General features: G+C 57.8%; 16 protein-coding genes. 1 reads left to right on the forward strand and 15 read right to left on the reverse strand.

Annotated features, from left to right (window positions below; all coding sequences use genetic code 11):
- Nucleotides 1-214 precede the first annotated feature (214 nt).
- The 14 genes from ptsG to yceD all read right to left on the reverse strand — a co-directional run bounded on the left by ptsG (nucleotide 215) and on the right by yceD (nucleotide 12,446).
- Nucleotides 215-1,648 (reverse strand): PTS glucose transporter subunit IIBC, encoded by a 1,434-nt coding sequence (gene ptsG, locus AC6I8P_RS11325; protein WP_058759479.1) that lies wholly within the window; start codon nucleotides 1,646-1,648, stop codon nucleotides 215-217.
- Between the two features lie 286 nt (nucleotides 1,649-1,934).
- Nucleotides 1,935-2,726, reverse strand: a complete 792-nt coding sequence (locus AC6I8P_RS11330) for a metal-dependent hydrolase (RefSeq protein WP_021506399.1) — start codon at nucleotides 2,724-2,726, stop codon at nucleotides 1,935-1,937.
- Nucleotides 2,727-2,743: 17 nt separating this feature from the next.
- Nucleotides 2,744-3,733, reverse strand: coding sequence for a DNA polymerase III subunit delta' (gene holB / locus AC6I8P_RS11335; protein WP_315655797.1), 990 nt, complete (start codon nucleotides 3,731-3,733; stop codon nucleotides 2,744-2,746).
- Nucleotides 3,730-4,365 carry a dTMP kinase gene (tmk, locus tag AC6I8P_RS11340; RefSeq protein WP_275025316.1) on the reverse strand — a complete coding sequence of 212 codons (636 nt, stop codon included), beginning with the start codon at nucleotides 4,363-4,365 and terminating at the stop codon, nucleotides 3,730-3,732. Before tmk ends, holB begins: the two co-directional genes overlap by 4 nt.
- Entirely contained in the window at nucleotides 4,355-5,374 is a 1,020-nt protein-coding gene (mltG, locus tag AC6I8P_RS11345; protein ID WP_058769629.1) for an endolytic transglycosylase MltG, read from the reverse strand. Before mltG ends, tmk begins: the two co-directional genes overlap by 11 nt.
- Nucleotides 5,371-6,183, reverse strand: a complete 813-nt coding sequence (pabC, locus tag AC6I8P_RS11350) for an aminodeoxychorismate lyase (RefSeq protein WP_222951054.1) — start codon at nucleotides 6,181-6,183, stop codon at nucleotides 5,371-5,373. Before pabC ends, mltG begins: the two co-directional genes overlap by 4 nt.
- A 123-nt stretch (nucleotides 6,184-6,306) precedes the next feature.
- On the reverse strand, nucleotides 6,307-7,548 hold the full coding sequence (gene fabF / locus AC6I8P_RS11355; RefSeq protein ID WP_031279267.1) for a beta-ketoacyl-ACP synthase II: 1,242 nt from the start codon (nucleotides 7,546-7,548) through the stop codon (nucleotides 6,307-6,309).
- A gap of 85 nt (nucleotides 7,549-7,633) precedes the next feature.
- Entirely contained in the window at nucleotides 7,634-7,870 is a 237-nt protein-coding gene (acpP, locus tag AC6I8P_RS11360) for an acyl carrier protein (protein WP_010617251.1), read from the reverse strand.
- A 153-nt stretch (nucleotides 7,871-8,023) separates the two neighbouring features.
- On the reverse strand, nucleotides 8,024-8,758 hold the full coding sequence (gene fabG, locus AC6I8P_RS11365) for a 3-oxoacyl-ACP reductase FabG (protein ID WP_104186878.1): 735 nt from the start codon (nucleotides 8,756-8,758) through the stop codon (nucleotides 8,024-8,026).
- A 10-nt stretch (nucleotides 8,759-8,768) separates the two neighbouring features.
- Complete coding sequence (fabD, locus tag AC6I8P_RS11370; protein WP_104186880.1) at nucleotides 8,769-9,701, reverse strand: ACP S-malonyltransferase; 933 nt, start codon at nucleotides 9,699-9,701, stop codon at nucleotides 8,769-8,771.
- Nucleotides 9,702-9,717: 16 nt separating this feature from the next.
- The gene (locus AC6I8P_RS11375) at nucleotides 9,718-10,671 is read right to left on the reverse strand and encodes a beta-ketoacyl-ACP synthase III (protein ID WP_021506407.1); all 954 of its coding nucleotides are present in this window, start codon (nucleotides 10,669-10,671) and stop codon (nucleotides 9,718-9,720) included.
- Nucleotides 10,672-11,712, reverse strand: coding sequence for a phosphate acyltransferase PlsX (gene plsX / locus AC6I8P_RS11380; protein ID WP_498030624.1), 1,041 nt, complete (start codon nucleotides 11,710-11,712; stop codon nucleotides 10,672-10,674).
- Between the two features lie 27 nt (nucleotides 11,713-11,739).
- The gene (gene rpmF, locus AC6I8P_RS11385) at nucleotides 11,740-11,910 is read right to left on the reverse strand and encodes a 50S ribosomal protein L32 (RefSeq protein WP_016192161.1); all 171 of its coding nucleotides are present in this window, start codon (nucleotides 11,908-11,910) and stop codon (nucleotides 11,740-11,742) included.
- 14 nt (nucleotides 11,911-11,924) lie between these two features.
- Nucleotides 11,925-12,446 carry a 23S rRNA accumulation protein YceD gene (yceD, locus tag AC6I8P_RS11390; protein ID WP_058759469.1) on the reverse strand — a complete coding sequence of 174 codons (522 nt, stop codon included), beginning with the start codon at nucleotides 12,444-12,446 and terminating at the stop codon, nucleotides 11,925-11,927.
- Nucleotides 12,447-12,589: 143 nt separating this feature from the next.
- On the opposite strand from yceD, the gene AC6I8P_RS11395 reads away from it, so the two are divergent.
- Nucleotides 12,590-13,171: a Maf family protein gene (locus tag AC6I8P_RS11395; RefSeq protein WP_262264014.1), complete on the forward strand. Its 582-nt coding sequence runs from the start codon at nucleotides 12,590-12,592 to the stop codon at nucleotides 13,169-13,171.
- A 10-nt stretch (nucleotides 13,172-13,181) separates the two neighbouring features.
- On the opposite strand, the gene rluC is transcribed toward AC6I8P_RS11395, so the two are convergent.
- Nucleotides 13,182-14,141, reverse strand: coding sequence for a 23S rRNA pseudouridine(955/2504/2580) synthase RluC (rluC, locus tag AC6I8P_RS11400; RefSeq protein ID WP_021506411.1), 960 nt, complete (start codon nucleotides 14,139-14,141; stop codon nucleotides 13,182-13,184).
- Nucleotides 14,142-14,709 lie beyond the last annotated feature (568 nt).

Genomic DNA, 14,709 nt, shown 5'->3' on the forward strand with positions numbered 1-14,709 from the left:
GCGCGGCACGGCGGGTGGTGTCTGGCGGCACTAAAATAAAAAACCCCTCGGATGAGGGGTTTTGTCGCACCGAAGTTGCAGTGCGGTGAAGCGGCGGCAGAGGAGTAAAGCGTCCCGCGACAGGGATGTCGCGGGCCGAGCCCCAGGGATGGTGTTGGCGTCTTTACGATCTGACGCCGCTTCACCGCACCGGCCCGGCCTGCCGTCATGTCACTTACATACTGCGGATATAGTCATCCATCTCGGTTTTCAGGTTATCGGACTTGGTGCCGAAAATCGCCTGCACACCGGAACCCGCCACCACAACACCACGCGCGCCGAGGTTTTTCAGTTCAGCCTGATCCACCTTCGCTACGTCCGCCACGCTGACGCGCAGACGGGTAATACAGGCATCAAGGTTAGTGATGTTCTCTTTGCCACCGAACGCCGTGACCAGCTTGCCCGCCATTTCACTGCCGGTCGCGCTGCTCTGCTCAATCGCCGTATCTTCACGACCCGGGGTTTTCAGATTCAGTTTTGCGATCAGCACGCGGAACACGGTGTAGTACACCAGACCGTAGATGATACCGACAATCGGGAACAGCCAGATTTTGCTGCTGTTGCCGCTCAGCACGATGAAGTCGATCAGACCGTGTGAGAAGCTGGTGCCATCACGCATGCCCAGCAGAATACAGATTGGGAACGCCAGGCCCGCCAGGATGGCATGGATCACGTACAGGATCGGTGCCACGAACATGAAAGAGAACTCGATCGGCTCGGTGATACCGGTCAGGAACGAGGTCAGCGCGGCGGAGATCATGATACCGCCCACTTTGGCGCGGTTTTCAGGTTTAGCAGAATGCCAGATGGCGATAGCCGCAGCCGGCAGACCGTACATCTTGAACAGGAAGCCGCCAGACAGTTTACCGGCAGTCGGGTCACCCGCCATGTAGCGCGGAATGTCACCGTGGAAGACCTGACCAGCCGCGTTGGTGAATTCACCAATCTGCATCTGGAAAGGAACGTTCCAGATGTGATGCAGACCAAACGGCACCAGCGCACGCTCAACCACACCGTAAATACCGAACGCCACCACCGGGTTCTGATAAGCCGCCCACTGGGAGAAGTCCTGAATCGCGGTACCAATAGGTGGCCAGATGAAGGACAGCACCACACCGGTGAAAATCGCGGTCAGACCGGAAATGATCGGCACAAAGCGCTTACCGGCAAAGAAGCCGAGGTATTCCGGCAGCTTGATGCGGTAGAAGCGGTTGAACATGTAGGCTGCAATCGAACCGGCAATAATGCCGCCCAGCACCCCGGTATCGGCGAGGTGTTTGGCTTCGATCTCGGCTGCCGGCAGATGCAGCACCAGCGGCGCGACCACAGCCAGGGTTTTCACCATAATGCCGTAGGCGACCACGGCGGCCAGCGCCGACACGCCATCGTTATTGGTAAAGCCCAGTGCCACACCGATCGCAAAGATCAGCGGCATGTTAGCAAACACCGAACCACCCGCTTCGGCCATCACGTGGGAAACCACTTCCGGCAGCCAGCTGAAGTTAGCAGAACCAACACCTAACAAAATACCGGCAATCGGCAGAACCGATACCGGCAACATCAGCGATTTACCTACCTTTTGCAGGTTCGCAAATGCGTTCTTGAACATAGAAGCTCCTGAGTATGAGTGCATTTTTTAGCGCAGTGCGCATGGCAAAGGGGGAGGATCCTTAGCCGGGGTGACGCTGAGCGTCTTTTGATTTATTACGAAGGGTAAAATAAATGACGACACGTTACTTTGACGGCTATCACGTTTCACCAAACACAGCGCTGAAATTTCAGTCATTTCTTACTGACTTGCTGCTATAAACAGCAATAAATCACTGCCTGCGCCGCGAAACACGCAGCGCAGATGAGTGATTTCAGATTAATTACAGAGTTTGAAATAAAGCGCGTTAGCCGCCGAGTCGGCTCATCGGCACCTTAAACAGGCGGGAGAAGTTTTCCGTGGTGGCGGCCGCCAGAGTAGCAAGATCGACGCCCTTCACCACGGCCATATACTCAGCCACGTCGCGGGTGAAGGCAGGCTGATTTTCTTTGCCGCGATGCGGTACCGGGGCCAGATAGGGTGAATCGGTTTCAACCAGAATGCGATCCAGCGGTACATAGCGCGCTGCTTCGCGGATCTGTTCAGCGTTGCGGAAGGTCACAATACCGGAGAAGGAGATGTAGAACCCAAGATCCAGCAGCTGCGCCGCCGTCTCTTTGTCTTCGGTGAAACAGTGCAGCACGCCGCCGCACCGCTCTACCTGCTCTTCACGCAGAATGGCCAGCGTGTCTTCGCGCGCATCGCGGGTGTGGACAATAATCGGCTTATTCAGCGCAATGCCGGTGCGGATGTGCTCACGGAACGAGGCCTGCTGCTGGGCTTTGGTCTCCTGCTGGTAAAAATAATCCAGCCCGGTTTCGCCCAGTGCAATCACCTGCTCTTCCGCCGCCAGACGGCGAAACTCTTCCACGTCATACGGCGTTTCCTGATTGAGCGGATGCACGCCGCAGGCCAGCGCGATGTTGTCACGATCGCCGACCAGCTGTTTGATTTTGTAGTAATCCGGCAGCGTGGTGGCAATCGCCAGCATGAATTTCACATCCCGCGCCGCCGCTTTGGCAATCACGTCATCCAGATCGCGGTGCTGGGTTTCATAATCAAGGCCATCAAGATGGCAGTGCGAATCAACAATAAACATAAATTTCTCTTTTACCCTTAGCCGACCGTAGCGGGAGACAGCAAACGTCCCCAGGCAAGCAGACAGTCGGTCAGAATCAGTTCACGATTAAGCGCCGCCACGTGCAGCAGCTGCTCGCGACACTGCAGCCACTGCTGCACGCTCGCATTCAGCGCGCTGCTGCTGAACTGCTGCGCCAGCTGCGTCACCACGTCCGGGCGATCGCCATTACTCAGCCAGTTGCTGGCGCCCTGCTGCACCTTCATCGCATCCACCAGTAGCGAAAGCAGCCAGCCGAGGCGAACCGCCACATCGTCGCTGTTGAGCGCCGGCAATAGCTGCAGAATATCGCCGCTCAGTGCGCTGTTCAGGCTGTCGCACAGCGTTTGCCGTGCCTGCCAGCGGTCCGGCTGTAACAAGGCCAGCGCCGCAGCCGGTGCACCGTTGCTCAGACGCAGCGCCGCGCGCAATATCGCTTCCGGCTGCGGCTGCTGTTTCTGCAGCCATTGCAGGCTGTGCGTCTCTTCCGGCGGCGACAGATGCCACGTCATACAGCGGCTGCGCAGCGTGGCCAGCAGTCGCGACGGCTCGCGCACGCTGAGGAAAAACCAGCAGTTGGCGGGCGGCTCTTCCAGCGTTTTCAGTAGCGCGTTGGCGGCGGCTTCGGTCAGTTGCGTCGCATCCGGCAGCCAGACAATTTTCGCGCCACCCTGCTGGGCAAAATGGTACAGCTTCTCACTGACGTCGCGAACCGCATCAATGCCGAGCGAGGCTTTCCCCTTTTCCGCTTCCAGCCGATACCAGTCCGGATGGGTGTTTGCCTGCATCAGCTGGCAGCCGTGGCACTGACCGCAGCTTTTCAGTCCCTGCGGCTGCTGACACATCAGCCAGCGGCTGACGCCCCATACCAGCGCATCGTCGCCCATGCCGTCGATGGCCTGAATCAGCAGCGCATGATGTGCCTGTCCACTCTGATGGCGGGCAATGATCTGTCGGTACGGCTGGTTCAGCCACGGATACCAGTTCATGCCGCCTGACTCGCCAGCCACTGACGCAGCACGGTTTTAAGTGACGCTGTCACATTTTCAATCGGCTGTGTCGCATCGATAGTTTTGATGGTTGGATCGGCAGCGGCCAGCGCCTGGTAGCGTTCGCGCGTGCGGGTAAAAAAGTTCAGCGACTCCTGCTCAATGCGATCCAGTTCGCCGCGCGCCCGGGCACGCTGCAGGCCAATCTCCGGCGTGACGTCGAGATAGAGCGTCAGGTCGGGACGAAAATCGCCCAGCACCGCATCGCGCAGCGTGGTCATCAGCTGGGCGTCGAGCCCGCGACCACCGCCCTGATACGCCTGCGACGAAAGATCGTGACGGTCGCCCACCACCCAGGCACCGCGTGCCAGCGCCGGTTTGATGACGTTTTCTACCAGCTGCACCCGCGCCGCATACAGCATCAGCAGCTCGGCTTTATCACTCACCTGTTCGCCATCAATGCCCTGTTTTACCAGCACGCGCAGCTGTTCGGCCAAAGGCGTGCCGCCCGGCTCACGGGTAAAGACCACGTCTTCAATACCCTGCTCATGCAGGACCGCAACCACCGCCTCACGCGCGGTGGTTTTGCCCGCACCTTCCAGCCCTTCGATGACGATAAACTTACTTTTCATTTTTTTCCTTCATCGCCAGCCGGTAAACCTGCACGGCTTTATTATGACTGGCCAGATTGGTGGTAAAGGTGTGACCGCCTTTGCCATCCGCGACGAAATAGAGGTAATTGGTCTTCTCCGGATGGGCCGCCGCTTCCAGCGAGGCGCGCCCCGGCATGGCAATCGGTCCCGGCGGCAGGCCGCTGATGGTATAGGTATTGTACGCGGTCGGCGTCTCAAGATCCTTGCGCGTCAGCGTACCGGTATAGCTGTCGCCCATTCCGTAGATCACCGTGGGATCGGTCTGCAGTTTCATACCGGTGCGCAGGCGATTGATGAATACCGAGGCAACGCGCGCGCGCTCTTCGCTGACGCCGGTCTCTTTTTCGATAATCGACGCCATGGTGACCATCTGCTGCGGTGTTTTATACGGCAGACTGGCCATCCGCCCCTGCCAGATCTCATCCACCAGCTTGTTCATGCGCGTGTGCGCCCGCTCCAGCAGTGCCACATCGCTGGTGTTGGCAGTATATAGATAGGTATCCGGATAGAAACCACCTTCCAGCTGGCTGACATCAAGCTTAAGCGCGGCCGCAACGCTGGCAAATTCATCATCCGGCAGCGTGTGTTTAAGGTATGGCGCTTTACGCAGCTCAGCCAGCCACTCTTTCAGCCGGGAACCCTCGACAAAGCGCAGCGGAAATTGCGCCTCTTTGCCGCTGGCCAGCAATTGCAGTAGCTGGCGCACCGTCATGCCGGTCTCAAGGCGATACGTCCCGGCTTTGAAGTTAGCCAGATCGGGCTCCAGCTTCAGCAACGGGCCAAACCAGATGCTTTGCGGAATGATGTGCTGGCTCTCCAGCTGCGCTTCCAGCACCACGCGACCGCTGCCGGCCGGCAGGGTATACAGGGTTTCCTGGTGAATGGTTAATGGCGTCGCGGCAAAGCGTTTAATCTGCCAGTAGCTCAATGCGGCAGCCAGGCCAGCGATGACTACGGCGCCGGCAACTATTTTTTTCATTCGGGTCATGATGCTTCCATCGTCTGGCAACTGGCGAGCAGTTGCTGGTACAGCGTGCGTGCGGAAAAGGTGACGTCGTCAATTTGCCGCACGGGTAATACTGGCATCAGCGCGTTACAGATCACCACTTCATCGGCGCTCAATACCACTGATCGGCTGGCCTCCACCTGCTGGCAGTCGTGACCGGCCTGGGCCAACTGCGCCAGCAGATAACGACGCATGATGCCATCAACGCCGGCCTGCGCGAGGCGCGGCGTGAAAATGGCCTCACCGCTGCGCCAGAATAAATTGGCCGCACAGCATTCCACTACCGTCCCGGCGGTGTCAAGCACCAGCGCTTCGTCAGCGTCGCACGCGTCCAGCTGCTGGCGAATCAGCACCTGCTCCAGCCGGTTGAGGTGTTTGATGCCGGCCAGCAGCGGGTTCTGCGCCAGCCGCACCGGGCTGGTCACCAGCCGCGCGCCCTGCTGCTGCAGCGTGGCGTAGTGCTGTGGCCAGGGTGCGAGCGCGATGATACGCGTGGGTTGCGTGCAGCCGGCGCGACTGTAGCCGCGTCCGCCCGCGCCGGGCGTCAGAATCACTTTGAGCACTGCTTCGCGCTGGCCAGCCGCCGCGCGGCGCATCTCTTCCGCCAGTAAGGCGCGGTCCGGCGCGGCCATCAGCAAACGCTGGCAGCCGTCCTGCAGACGCTGCAAATGCGCCTCCAGCAGCTGGATACGGCCCTCTCTGACTGCCGCGGTGGTGAAACAGCCGTCGCCGAACTGCACCGCGCGGTCGCGGGCAGAAAGGGTGTCCTGTGCCACTCCGTTAATCCACATGCGCTTCTCCTCTGCCGCTGGCGTCAGCGTTGAATAGCACTGTGGCGCGTAACATTCCACGCCACTGCATGACAAAATATAAAAAAGGCCCGCATTGCGGGCCTCTGTTCGGCTGGATAGCGCTTATACCTTGCGGAAGATCAGCGAGCCGTTGGTGCCGCCGAATCCAAAGGAGTTACACAGCGTGTACTCCAGTCCGCTGACCTGGCGCGCCGTATGCGGCACAAAATCCAGATCGCAACCTTCGTCAGGATTGTCGAGGTTGATGGTGGGCGGAACCGCCTGGTCGCGCAGCGCCAGAATCGAATAAATCGCTTCTACCGCGCCCGCCGCACCCAGCAGGTGACCGGTCATCGACTTGGTCGAGCTGACCATCACACTATGCGCTGACGCACCAAACACTGACTTCACCGCCTGCGCTTCTGCTTTGTCACCGGCCGGCGTTGAGGTGCCGTGCGCGTTAACATAGCCAATCTGCGCCGGATCCAGTTGCGCGTCACGCAGCGCGTTAACCATCGCTGCGGCTGCACCTGAACCGTCTTCCGGTGGTGATGTCATGTGGTAAGCGTCGCTGCTCATGCCGAAACCAACGATTTCCGCATAAATCTTCGCACCGCGTTTTTTCGCGTGTTCGTACTCTTCCAGCACCACGATACCGGCACCGTCGCCCAGCACGAAACCGTCACGATCTTTATCCCACGGACGGCTCGCCGCCTGCGGATTATCGTTACGGGTAGAGAGCGCACGCGCCGCGCCGAAACCGCCTACGCCCAGTGGCGTACTGGCTTTCTCAGCACCGCCGGCCAGCATCACATCCGCGTCGTTATACGCGATGATGCGCGCTGCATGACCAATATTGTGCACGCCGGAAGTACAAGCGGTCGCAATCGAGATGCTCGGACCTTTCAGGCCGTACATGATGGTCAGGTGGCCTGCGACCATGTTAACGATGGTTGAAGGCACGAAGAATGGACTGATTTTGCGCGGACCGCCATTGACCAGCGAGGTATGGTTATCTTCGATCAAACCCAAACCGCCGATGCCGGAACCGATAGCCGCACCGATGCGTCCGGCATTCTCGTCGGTTACGACCAGACCGGAGTCCGCCATAGCCTGAATACCGGCCACAATGCCGTACTGGATGAAGTCATCCATCTTGCGTTGATCTTTGCGCGAGATGTATTCATCGCAGTTAAAATCTTTCACCAGACCCGCAAAACGCGTTGCGTAGGCACTGGTATCAAAATGGTCGATCAGGTTAATGCCGCTCTGACCGGCAAGGAGAGCACGCCAGGTAGACTCTACGGTATTGCCGACAGGAGACAACATGCCAAGACCGGTCACAACTACACGACGCTTAGACACGTTCGTCCTCCAGGGAGGGAAATAATGACGCTATGTGGGGCAAACATAAAACTCAGGCGGTCGAATGACCGCCTGAAGATATTCATTAACCTTTATGGTTATTGATATAGTCGATCGCTGCCTGAACGGTAGTGATTTTCTCAGCTTCTTCGTCTGGAATTTCAGTATCAAACTCTTCTTCCAGAGCCATTACCAGCTCAACGGTGTCAAGAGAATCTGCACCCAGGTCTTCAACGAAAGAAGCGCCGTTAACCACTTCGTCTTCTTTAACGCCCAGCTGCTCAGCTACGATTTTCTTAACGCGTTGTTCGATATCGCTCATACTATTTAATTTCCTATCAAAACTCGCTTTCGCGATGGTTTTCGTAGTGTATAAAATGTTGAAAAAGATGCAACAAAATCCCGGCTGGTCGAACCACGATTTTGCGTTATTCTGCGGTGTTTACCGCAGATAATGCAAATGATTTCGTGATTATCAGACCATGTACATGCCGCCATTGACGTGCAGCGTCTCACCCGTGATGTAGGCGGCTTCGTCAGAGGCTAAGAATGCAACAGCATTGGCAATCTCCTGCGGGTCGCCTAAACGACCTGCCGGCACTTCTGCCAGAATGCCCGAGCGCTGATCTTCGTTCAGTGCACGCGTCATGTCCGTCTCAATAAAGCCCGGAGCCACGACGTTTACGGTAATGCCACGTGACGCAACTTCTCGCGCCAGTGATTTGCTAAAGCCAATCAAACCTGCTTTTGCTGCAGCATAGTTTGCCTGACCCGCGTTACCCATGGTTCCAACTACCGAACCGATGGTAATGATACGGCCCACGCGCTTTTTCATCATGGCACGCATGACCGCCTTCGACAGGCGGAACACCGATGTCAGGTTGGTATCGAGGATATCCGCCCACTCATCGTCTTTCATGCGCATCAGCAGATTGTCACGCGTAATGCCTGCATTATTGACCAAAATGTCAACTTCGCCAAATTCGGCGCGAACTTTCTCGAGCACGCTCTCAATAGAGGCCACATCGGTCACGTTCAGCAGCAGACCTTTGCCCTTGTCGCCGAGGTAAGCACTGATGGCTTCCGCGCCGCTTTCGCTGGTGGCAGTACCCACCACTTTTGCACCGCGTGCCGCCAGCGTTTCCGCGATGGCACGTCCGATACCGCGGCTGGCGCCGGTCACCAGCGCTACTTTACCTTCAAAGCTCATGATTTTCCTCTTATTCCTGGCCAAGCGCCGCAGCCAGTGACGACGGATCGTTCACCGCTGCAGCCGTCAGGCTGTCCACAATTCGTTTGGTCAGGCCGGTCAGCACTTTACCCGGACCGATTTCCAGCAGTTCAGTCACGCCCTGTGCAGCAATAAACTCAACCGCCTCAGTCCAGCGCACCGGGCTGTACAGCTGACGCACCAGCGCGCTGCGAATCGCCGCGGCGTCGCTTTCGCACTTAACGTCAACGTTATTGACCATCGGTACCGACGGCGCATTGAAGGTCACGCTTTCCAGCGCCACCGCCAGCTTATCCGCCGCAGGTTTCATCAGTGCGCAGTGTGACGGCACGCTGACCGGCAGCGGCAGCGCGCGCTTGGCGCCGGCCGCTTTACAGGCGGCACCAGCACGTTCAACCGCTTCTTTATTGCCGGCGATAACCACCTGACCCGGCGAGTTGAAGTTGACCGGCGAAACCACCTGGCCCTGCGCGCTTTCTTCACAGGCTTTGCGAATTGCCGCGTCGTCGAGACCGATAATCGCCTGCATGGCGCCCGTGCCTTCCGGCACCGCTTCCTGCATCAGTTTGCCGCGCAGTTCTACCAGCTTGATGGCGTCAGCAAAATTCAGCACGCCCGCACACACCAGCGCAGAGTATTCACCGAGGCTGTGTCCGGCCATCAGCGCGGGCTGCGCGCCATTTTTGCTCTGCCAGACGCGATAAATCGCGACCGAGGCTGCCAGCAGCGCCGGCTGGGTCTGCCAGGTTTTGTTCAGCTCTTCAGCCGGGCCCTGCTGGACCAGCTGCCATAAGTCGTAACCCAGCGCGTCAGAAGCTTCACGGAAAGTGGCTTCAACCTGTGGATTTTCCGCTGCCAGATCGGCCAGCATGCCGACGGTCTGCGATCCCTGTCCCGGGAAAACAAAAGCAATTTGCGTCATCTTGCGTTCCTGTCAATCAAAAGCGAACCAGCGCCGAGCCCCAGGTGAAACCGCCACCAAAGGCCTCGAGCAAAATCAGGTGTCCGGGCTTGATGCGGCCATCACGTACCGCTTCGTCCAGCGCGCTTGGCACCGACGCTGCCGAGGTGTTGCCGTGTCGATCCAGCGTCACCACCACTTTATCCATGCCCATACCGAGCTTTTTGGCGGTGGCGCTGATGATGCGCAGGTTGGCCTGATGCGGCACCAGCCAGTCAAGCTGTTCACGATCGAGATTATTCGCCTGTAGCGTTTCATCGACGATATGCGCCAGCTCAGTGACCGCGACCTTAAACACTTCGTTGCCGGCCATGGTGAGGTAAGCCGGCTCATCCTGATGCGCGCGATCCTGGTACGGCAGCGTCAGCAGCTTACCGTAGCGGCCATCGGCATGCAGATGCGTGGAGAGAATGCCCGCTTCTTCGCTTGCGCCGAGCACCACGGCACCCGCGCCATCACCAAACAGGATGATGGTGCCGCGATCGTCAGGATCGAGGGTGCGAGCCAGCACATCCGCGCCGATCACCAGCGCGTGCTTCACCGCACCGTTTTTGATGTATTGATCGGCCACGCTCAGTGCATAGGTAAAACCGGCACAGGCAGCTGCGAGATCGAAGGCGGCGCAGTCGTTGATTTCCAGCATCTGCTGAATCATGCACGCTGAGCTCGGGAAGGCGTGGCTGGAAGAAGTAGTTGCCACGATGATCAGGCCAACGTCGCTGGCTGCCACGCCCGCCATCTCCAGCGCACGCTGGGCAGCGGTGAAGCCCATGCTGGCTACCGTTTCATCCGGTGCCGCAATGCGACGTTCACGAATACCGGTCCGGGTGACAATCCACTCGTCCGAAGTCTCCACCATTTTTTCCAGGTCCGCGTTGCTGCGAACCTGCTCAGGCAAATAGCTGCCCGTACCGATAATTTTGGTAAACATCTACGCTTTGTCACTCCTGGCTAATACAGCGTCAAGGCGCGCGGCAATTCTCTCGGGAACTTGCTTGCGCACCGCCTGCTCTGCCTGTTCTATCGCCACGGCAAACGCGCGTTGATTCGCCGCGCCGTGGCTCTTGATCACTGTCCCGCGCAATCCTAACAGACAAGCGCCATTGTACTGGTCGGGGTTGAGATGACCGAAACGTTTAGCCAGACGCTTTTGGATCCAGCGTCCCAGCCATTTCAGCCACCAGGCCCGTTTTTTTCCTTCACCTGACGATTTGAGCAGAGAAAGAAACATTCTTACCACGCCTTCCATGGTCTTCAACGTGACATTACCCACGAAGCCATCACAGACCAGCACATCCGTCTTGCCGGTGAGGAGATCGTTCCCCTCAAGGTAACCAATATAGTTGATCTGCGGCGAGGCCCGCAGCACCGCCGATGCGGCGCGAATCGTCTCCAGCCCCTTCGTCTCTTCCTGACCGATGTTGAGCAGCGCGACGCGCGGCTGGCTGATTTCCAGCACTTCTTCCGCCATCACCGCACCCATCACGGCAAACTGCACCAGCATTTCACTGTCGGAATCGACGTTAGCGCCCAGATCCAGCACCACCGTCTTGCCGTGCTGCTGATGCGGCAGCACGGTCATCAACGCCGGACGCTCAATGCAATCCAGCGGCTTCAGTAATAATTTTGCCAGGCCCATCAGCGCACCGGTATTGCCGGCACTGACGCACGCCTGCGCTTTCCCCTCTTTCACCAGCTCTAATGCCACGCGCATGGAGCTGCCGCGGCTGTTACGAATCGCCTGCGAGGGTTTGGCATCACTTGCAATAACCGATTCGGCAGGGATTACCTGCACACGCCCCAGTAACGAGGAATCCGCTTTGGCAAGAAATGACGAGATGATGTCGGGATCGCCGACCAGAAGAAGAACCAGCTGCGAATGAGAGGCCAGTGCCTGCAAGGCTGCAGGCACTGTCACGCAGGGACCGAAGTCCCCGCCCATGGCATCAACTGCCAGGGTCAAACGTGTCAAGGTATCGCCTTGCGTAACCGCAAAGAATTACTTGGTGATAACCTTGCGACCGCGGTAGTAACCATCCGCAGTGATATGGTGACGCAGATGAGTTTCACCAGAAACTTTATCTACTGACAGAGTGGTAGTGGTCAGCGCATCGTGCGAACGACGCATACCACGCTTAGAACGGGTTGGTTTATTCTGTTGTACGGCCATGGACCTTACTCCTATTACTTACGCTTTAAACTGGCTAATACGGCAAATGGGTTTGGTTTTTCCGCCTCTTCAGGCAGCTGGCCAAAGACCATGTCCGCGTCGGACACTTCACAGTGTTCAGAATCATGCACCGGAACGACCGGCAGCGCGAGGATGAGTTCATCTTCGATCACCGCCAGCAGGTCGATTTCACCGAAATCGTTGACATCGACCGGCTCGTAGGCTTCCGGCAGTGCCTCGGCCTGCTCATCAGAAGAGACAGGACTGAAGCAATAGCTTACGTGCACAGCATGCGGGAACGGTTGGTTGCAGCGTTGACATAACAACGTTACCTGCACATCGGCTGTTCCTTGCAGAACCGCGAGGCGCTGGTTGTCAACCGCAAACGACATGGCACATTCCACATCACTGTCCACACTCACGACCGTTTCGGCCAGGCGCGCCACCAATTCAGGTGCGTAAACACCGTGATAATCCAGGCGTTTTTGCGCGGCGCGGACCGGATCGAGCGTCAGGGGTAATTTTACCTTTTGCATAGGGCGCGCATATTAACTTTGTAACGTCATAGAGTCAAAGAAAAAGGCCGGTTTACAGCATCTTTCACCCGTTAGTCGCATCCAGTGCGGCGCATAGTTTAAAATGCCTGTCATCTTTACGCTATCACTTCTGCAAAAAAATGATGACACCGCTGGTTTTAGCCTCAACCTCTCCGTTCCGTCAGGCGCTGCTGCGCAAGCTCGGCCTGCCGTTTATCACTGCCGCCCCTGAAAGCGATGAAACGCCGCTGCAGGGAGAAGCCGCGCCGCAGCTGGTGCAACGTCTGGCCATTGCCAAAGCGCAGGCGCTGGCCGTGCGCTATCCTGCGCACTGGATCATTGGGTCCGATCAGGTCTGTGTACTGGATGGCCGCATCGCCGGCAAGCCGCATACCGCAGAGAACGCCTGTCAGCAGCTGGCGCTGGCGAGCGGTAAAGCCATCACCTTTTATACCGGTCTGGCGCTGATTCACCCCGCCAGCGCGCAGCAGCATGTGCTGTGTGAACCCTTTACCGTGCATTTTAGGCAACTGAGCGCGGCTGAGATCGCGCGCTACGTCGAGCTGGAGCAGCCGCTGCAGTGCGCCGGCAGTTTCAAAAGTGAGGGACTGGGGATTTGTCTGTTCGAACGGCTGGAGGGGCGCGATCCCAATAGCCTGATTGGCTTACCGCTGATCGCGCTGAATGGCCTGTTAAGGCAGGCGGGCATCAATCCGCTGGGCTGATGCCACGCTGTCAGGCTTTTTTCTGCTGGCGCAACTGGGACAGGCAGTGCTTCAGTGCCTTATCCAGCGGCGCTTCCATACGCAGACTTTCGCCGGTGTTGGGATGGGTAAACGTCAGCGCGGCAGCATGCAGGAACAGCCGCGCCAGACCGGTTGGTGCCAGCTGGCGATCGAATTCGCGATCGCCATAGCGATCGTCAAAGGCAATCGGGTGCCCGCCATGCAGGGTATGCACGCGAATCTGATGCGTACGTCCGGTCACTGGACTGGCTTTAACTAATGTCGCCAGGCCAAAACGTTCTTCAACTTTAAAGCGCGTTTCTGACGGCTTGCCCTCCGCGCTGACCCGCACCACGCGCTCGCCGCTTTGCAGAATGTTTTTCAGCAGCGGTGCCTGCACCACTTTCAGATGCGATGGCCAGTCGCCGCGCACCAGCGCCAGATAATCCTTCTGCATGCCCTTCTCACGCAGCTGCTCGTGCAGCGAACGCAGCGCCGAGCGCTTCTTCGCCACCAGCAAAATGCCAGACGTGTCACGATCGAGACGGTGCACCAGTTCAAGGAAACGCGCCTCCGGGCGCAGCGCGCGCAGCCCTTCAATCACGCCGAAGCTCAGCCCGCTGCCGCCGTGCACCGCGGTGCCGGACGGTTTGTTCAGCACCAGCAGATAATCGTCTTCATACAGAATGCACGACTCCAGCGCCGCTACTTTATCCAGTTTGGGCGACACTGCCTGCTCTTCACGCTCGGCCACGCGCACCGGCGGCACGCGCACTTCGTCGCCGTCTTCCAGCTTATATTCAGGTTTTACGCGCTTCTTATTCACCCGCACCTCGCCTTTACGCAGGATGCGGTAAATCATGCTTTTCGGCACCCCTTTCAGCTGGGTGCGCAAAAAGTTATCAATACGTTGACCGGCATTTTCAGCCGTGATGGCGACAAACTGTACGCCGGGATTCTCTGTTTTCATGGCGGCGATTCTAAATAGTGTCCCCGGATAGCGCCACCCCTTTTTCTGTGCTTAACTCTGACTTTATCGCCGCGTTACGCGGCCAGAATGCTGGCTTTTTCAACGATGCGATGATTACCCCTGCAAATGAACAGGTTAAGGATGAACAAACTTCACAGCTCGGTAAAAGTCGCCTTGCTATAAGTTGCTAAGCAATGGAATAATGCAGAGGTTTCTGTCCTGGAAAGAGTCAGGCAGGAAAAAGAGCGAAATTAAGGTATTTTGCCGGATGAAACGGACACGCAGCAATGGCGTAAGACGTGATGTTTAATCAGGCACTTAGCGGGCTGCGGGTTGCGGCCTGGACGACAGACTGGGATGTGTGGATTTTTGAATACTCTGTAGCACTTCCACCTTCAGGCGCTGGTTTTCCTTATGAAAAACAGGCCACCGACAAGATTTGCGCCCCTTTAGCCGCCGACAACCGTGAGGTTGACGTCAGTGCATGCAGACACGGGGCCATCGGTTGATTCTCGTCCAGGGTAACGATGCCCGCAGCTTTATCACTCATGTGAGAATAACGAGTAAG

Source organism: gamma proteobacterium symbiont of Lampromicra miyakona (assembly GCF_059730895.1).

Coding starts and splice junctions, on each gene's coding strand:
- ptsG (WP_058759479.1), bottom strand. CDS start 1,648: ATGTTCAAGAACGCATTTGCGAACCTGCAAAAGGTAGGTAAATCGCTG.
- AC6I8P_RS11330 (WP_021506399.1), bottom strand. CDS start 2,726: ATGTTTATTGTTGATTCGCACTGCCATCTTGATGGCCTTGATTATGAA.
- holB (WP_315655797.1), bottom strand. CDS start 3,733: ATGAACTGGTATCCGTGGCTGAACCAGCCGTACCGACAGATCATTGCC.
- tmk (WP_275025316.1), bottom strand. CDS start 4,365: ATGAAAAGTAAGTTTATCGTCATCGAAGGGCTGGAAGGTGCGGGCAAA.
- mltG (WP_058769629.1), bottom strand. CDS start 5,374: ATGACCCGAATGAAAAAAATAGTTGCCGGCGCCGTAGTCATCGCTGGC.
- pabC (WP_222951054.1), bottom strand. CDS start 6,183: ATGTGGATTAACGGAGTGGCACAGGACACCCTTTCTGCCCGCGACCGC.
- acpP (WP_010617251.1), bottom strand. CDS start 7,870: ATGAGCGATATCGAACAACGCGTTAAGAAAATCGTAGCTGAGCAGCTG.
- fabG (WP_104186878.1), bottom strand. CDS start 8,758: ATGAGCTTTGAAGGTAAAGTAGCGCTGGTGACCGGCGCCAGCCGCGGT.
- fabD (WP_104186880.1), bottom strand. CDS start 9,701: ATGACGCAAATTGCTTTTGTTTTCCCGGGACAGGGATCGCAGACCGTC.
- AC6I8P_RS11375 (WP_021506407.1), bottom strand. CDS start 10,671: ATGTTTACCAAAATTATCGGTACGGGCAGCTATTTGCCTGAGCAGGTT.
- rpmF (WP_016192161.1), bottom strand. CDS start 11,910: ATGGCCGTACAACAGAATAAACCAACCCGTTCTAAGCGTGGTATGCGT.
- yceD (WP_058759469.1), bottom strand. CDS start 12,446: ATGCAAAAGGTAAAATTACCCCTGACGCTCGATCCGGTCCGCGCCGCG.
- AC6I8P_RS11395 (WP_262264014.1), top strand. CDS start 12,590: ATGACACCGCTGGTTTTAGCCTCAACCTCTCCGTTCCGTCAGGCGCTG.
- rluC (WP_021506411.1), bottom strand. CDS start 14,141: ATGAAAACAGAGAATCCCGGCGTACAGTTTGTCGCCATCACGGCTGAA.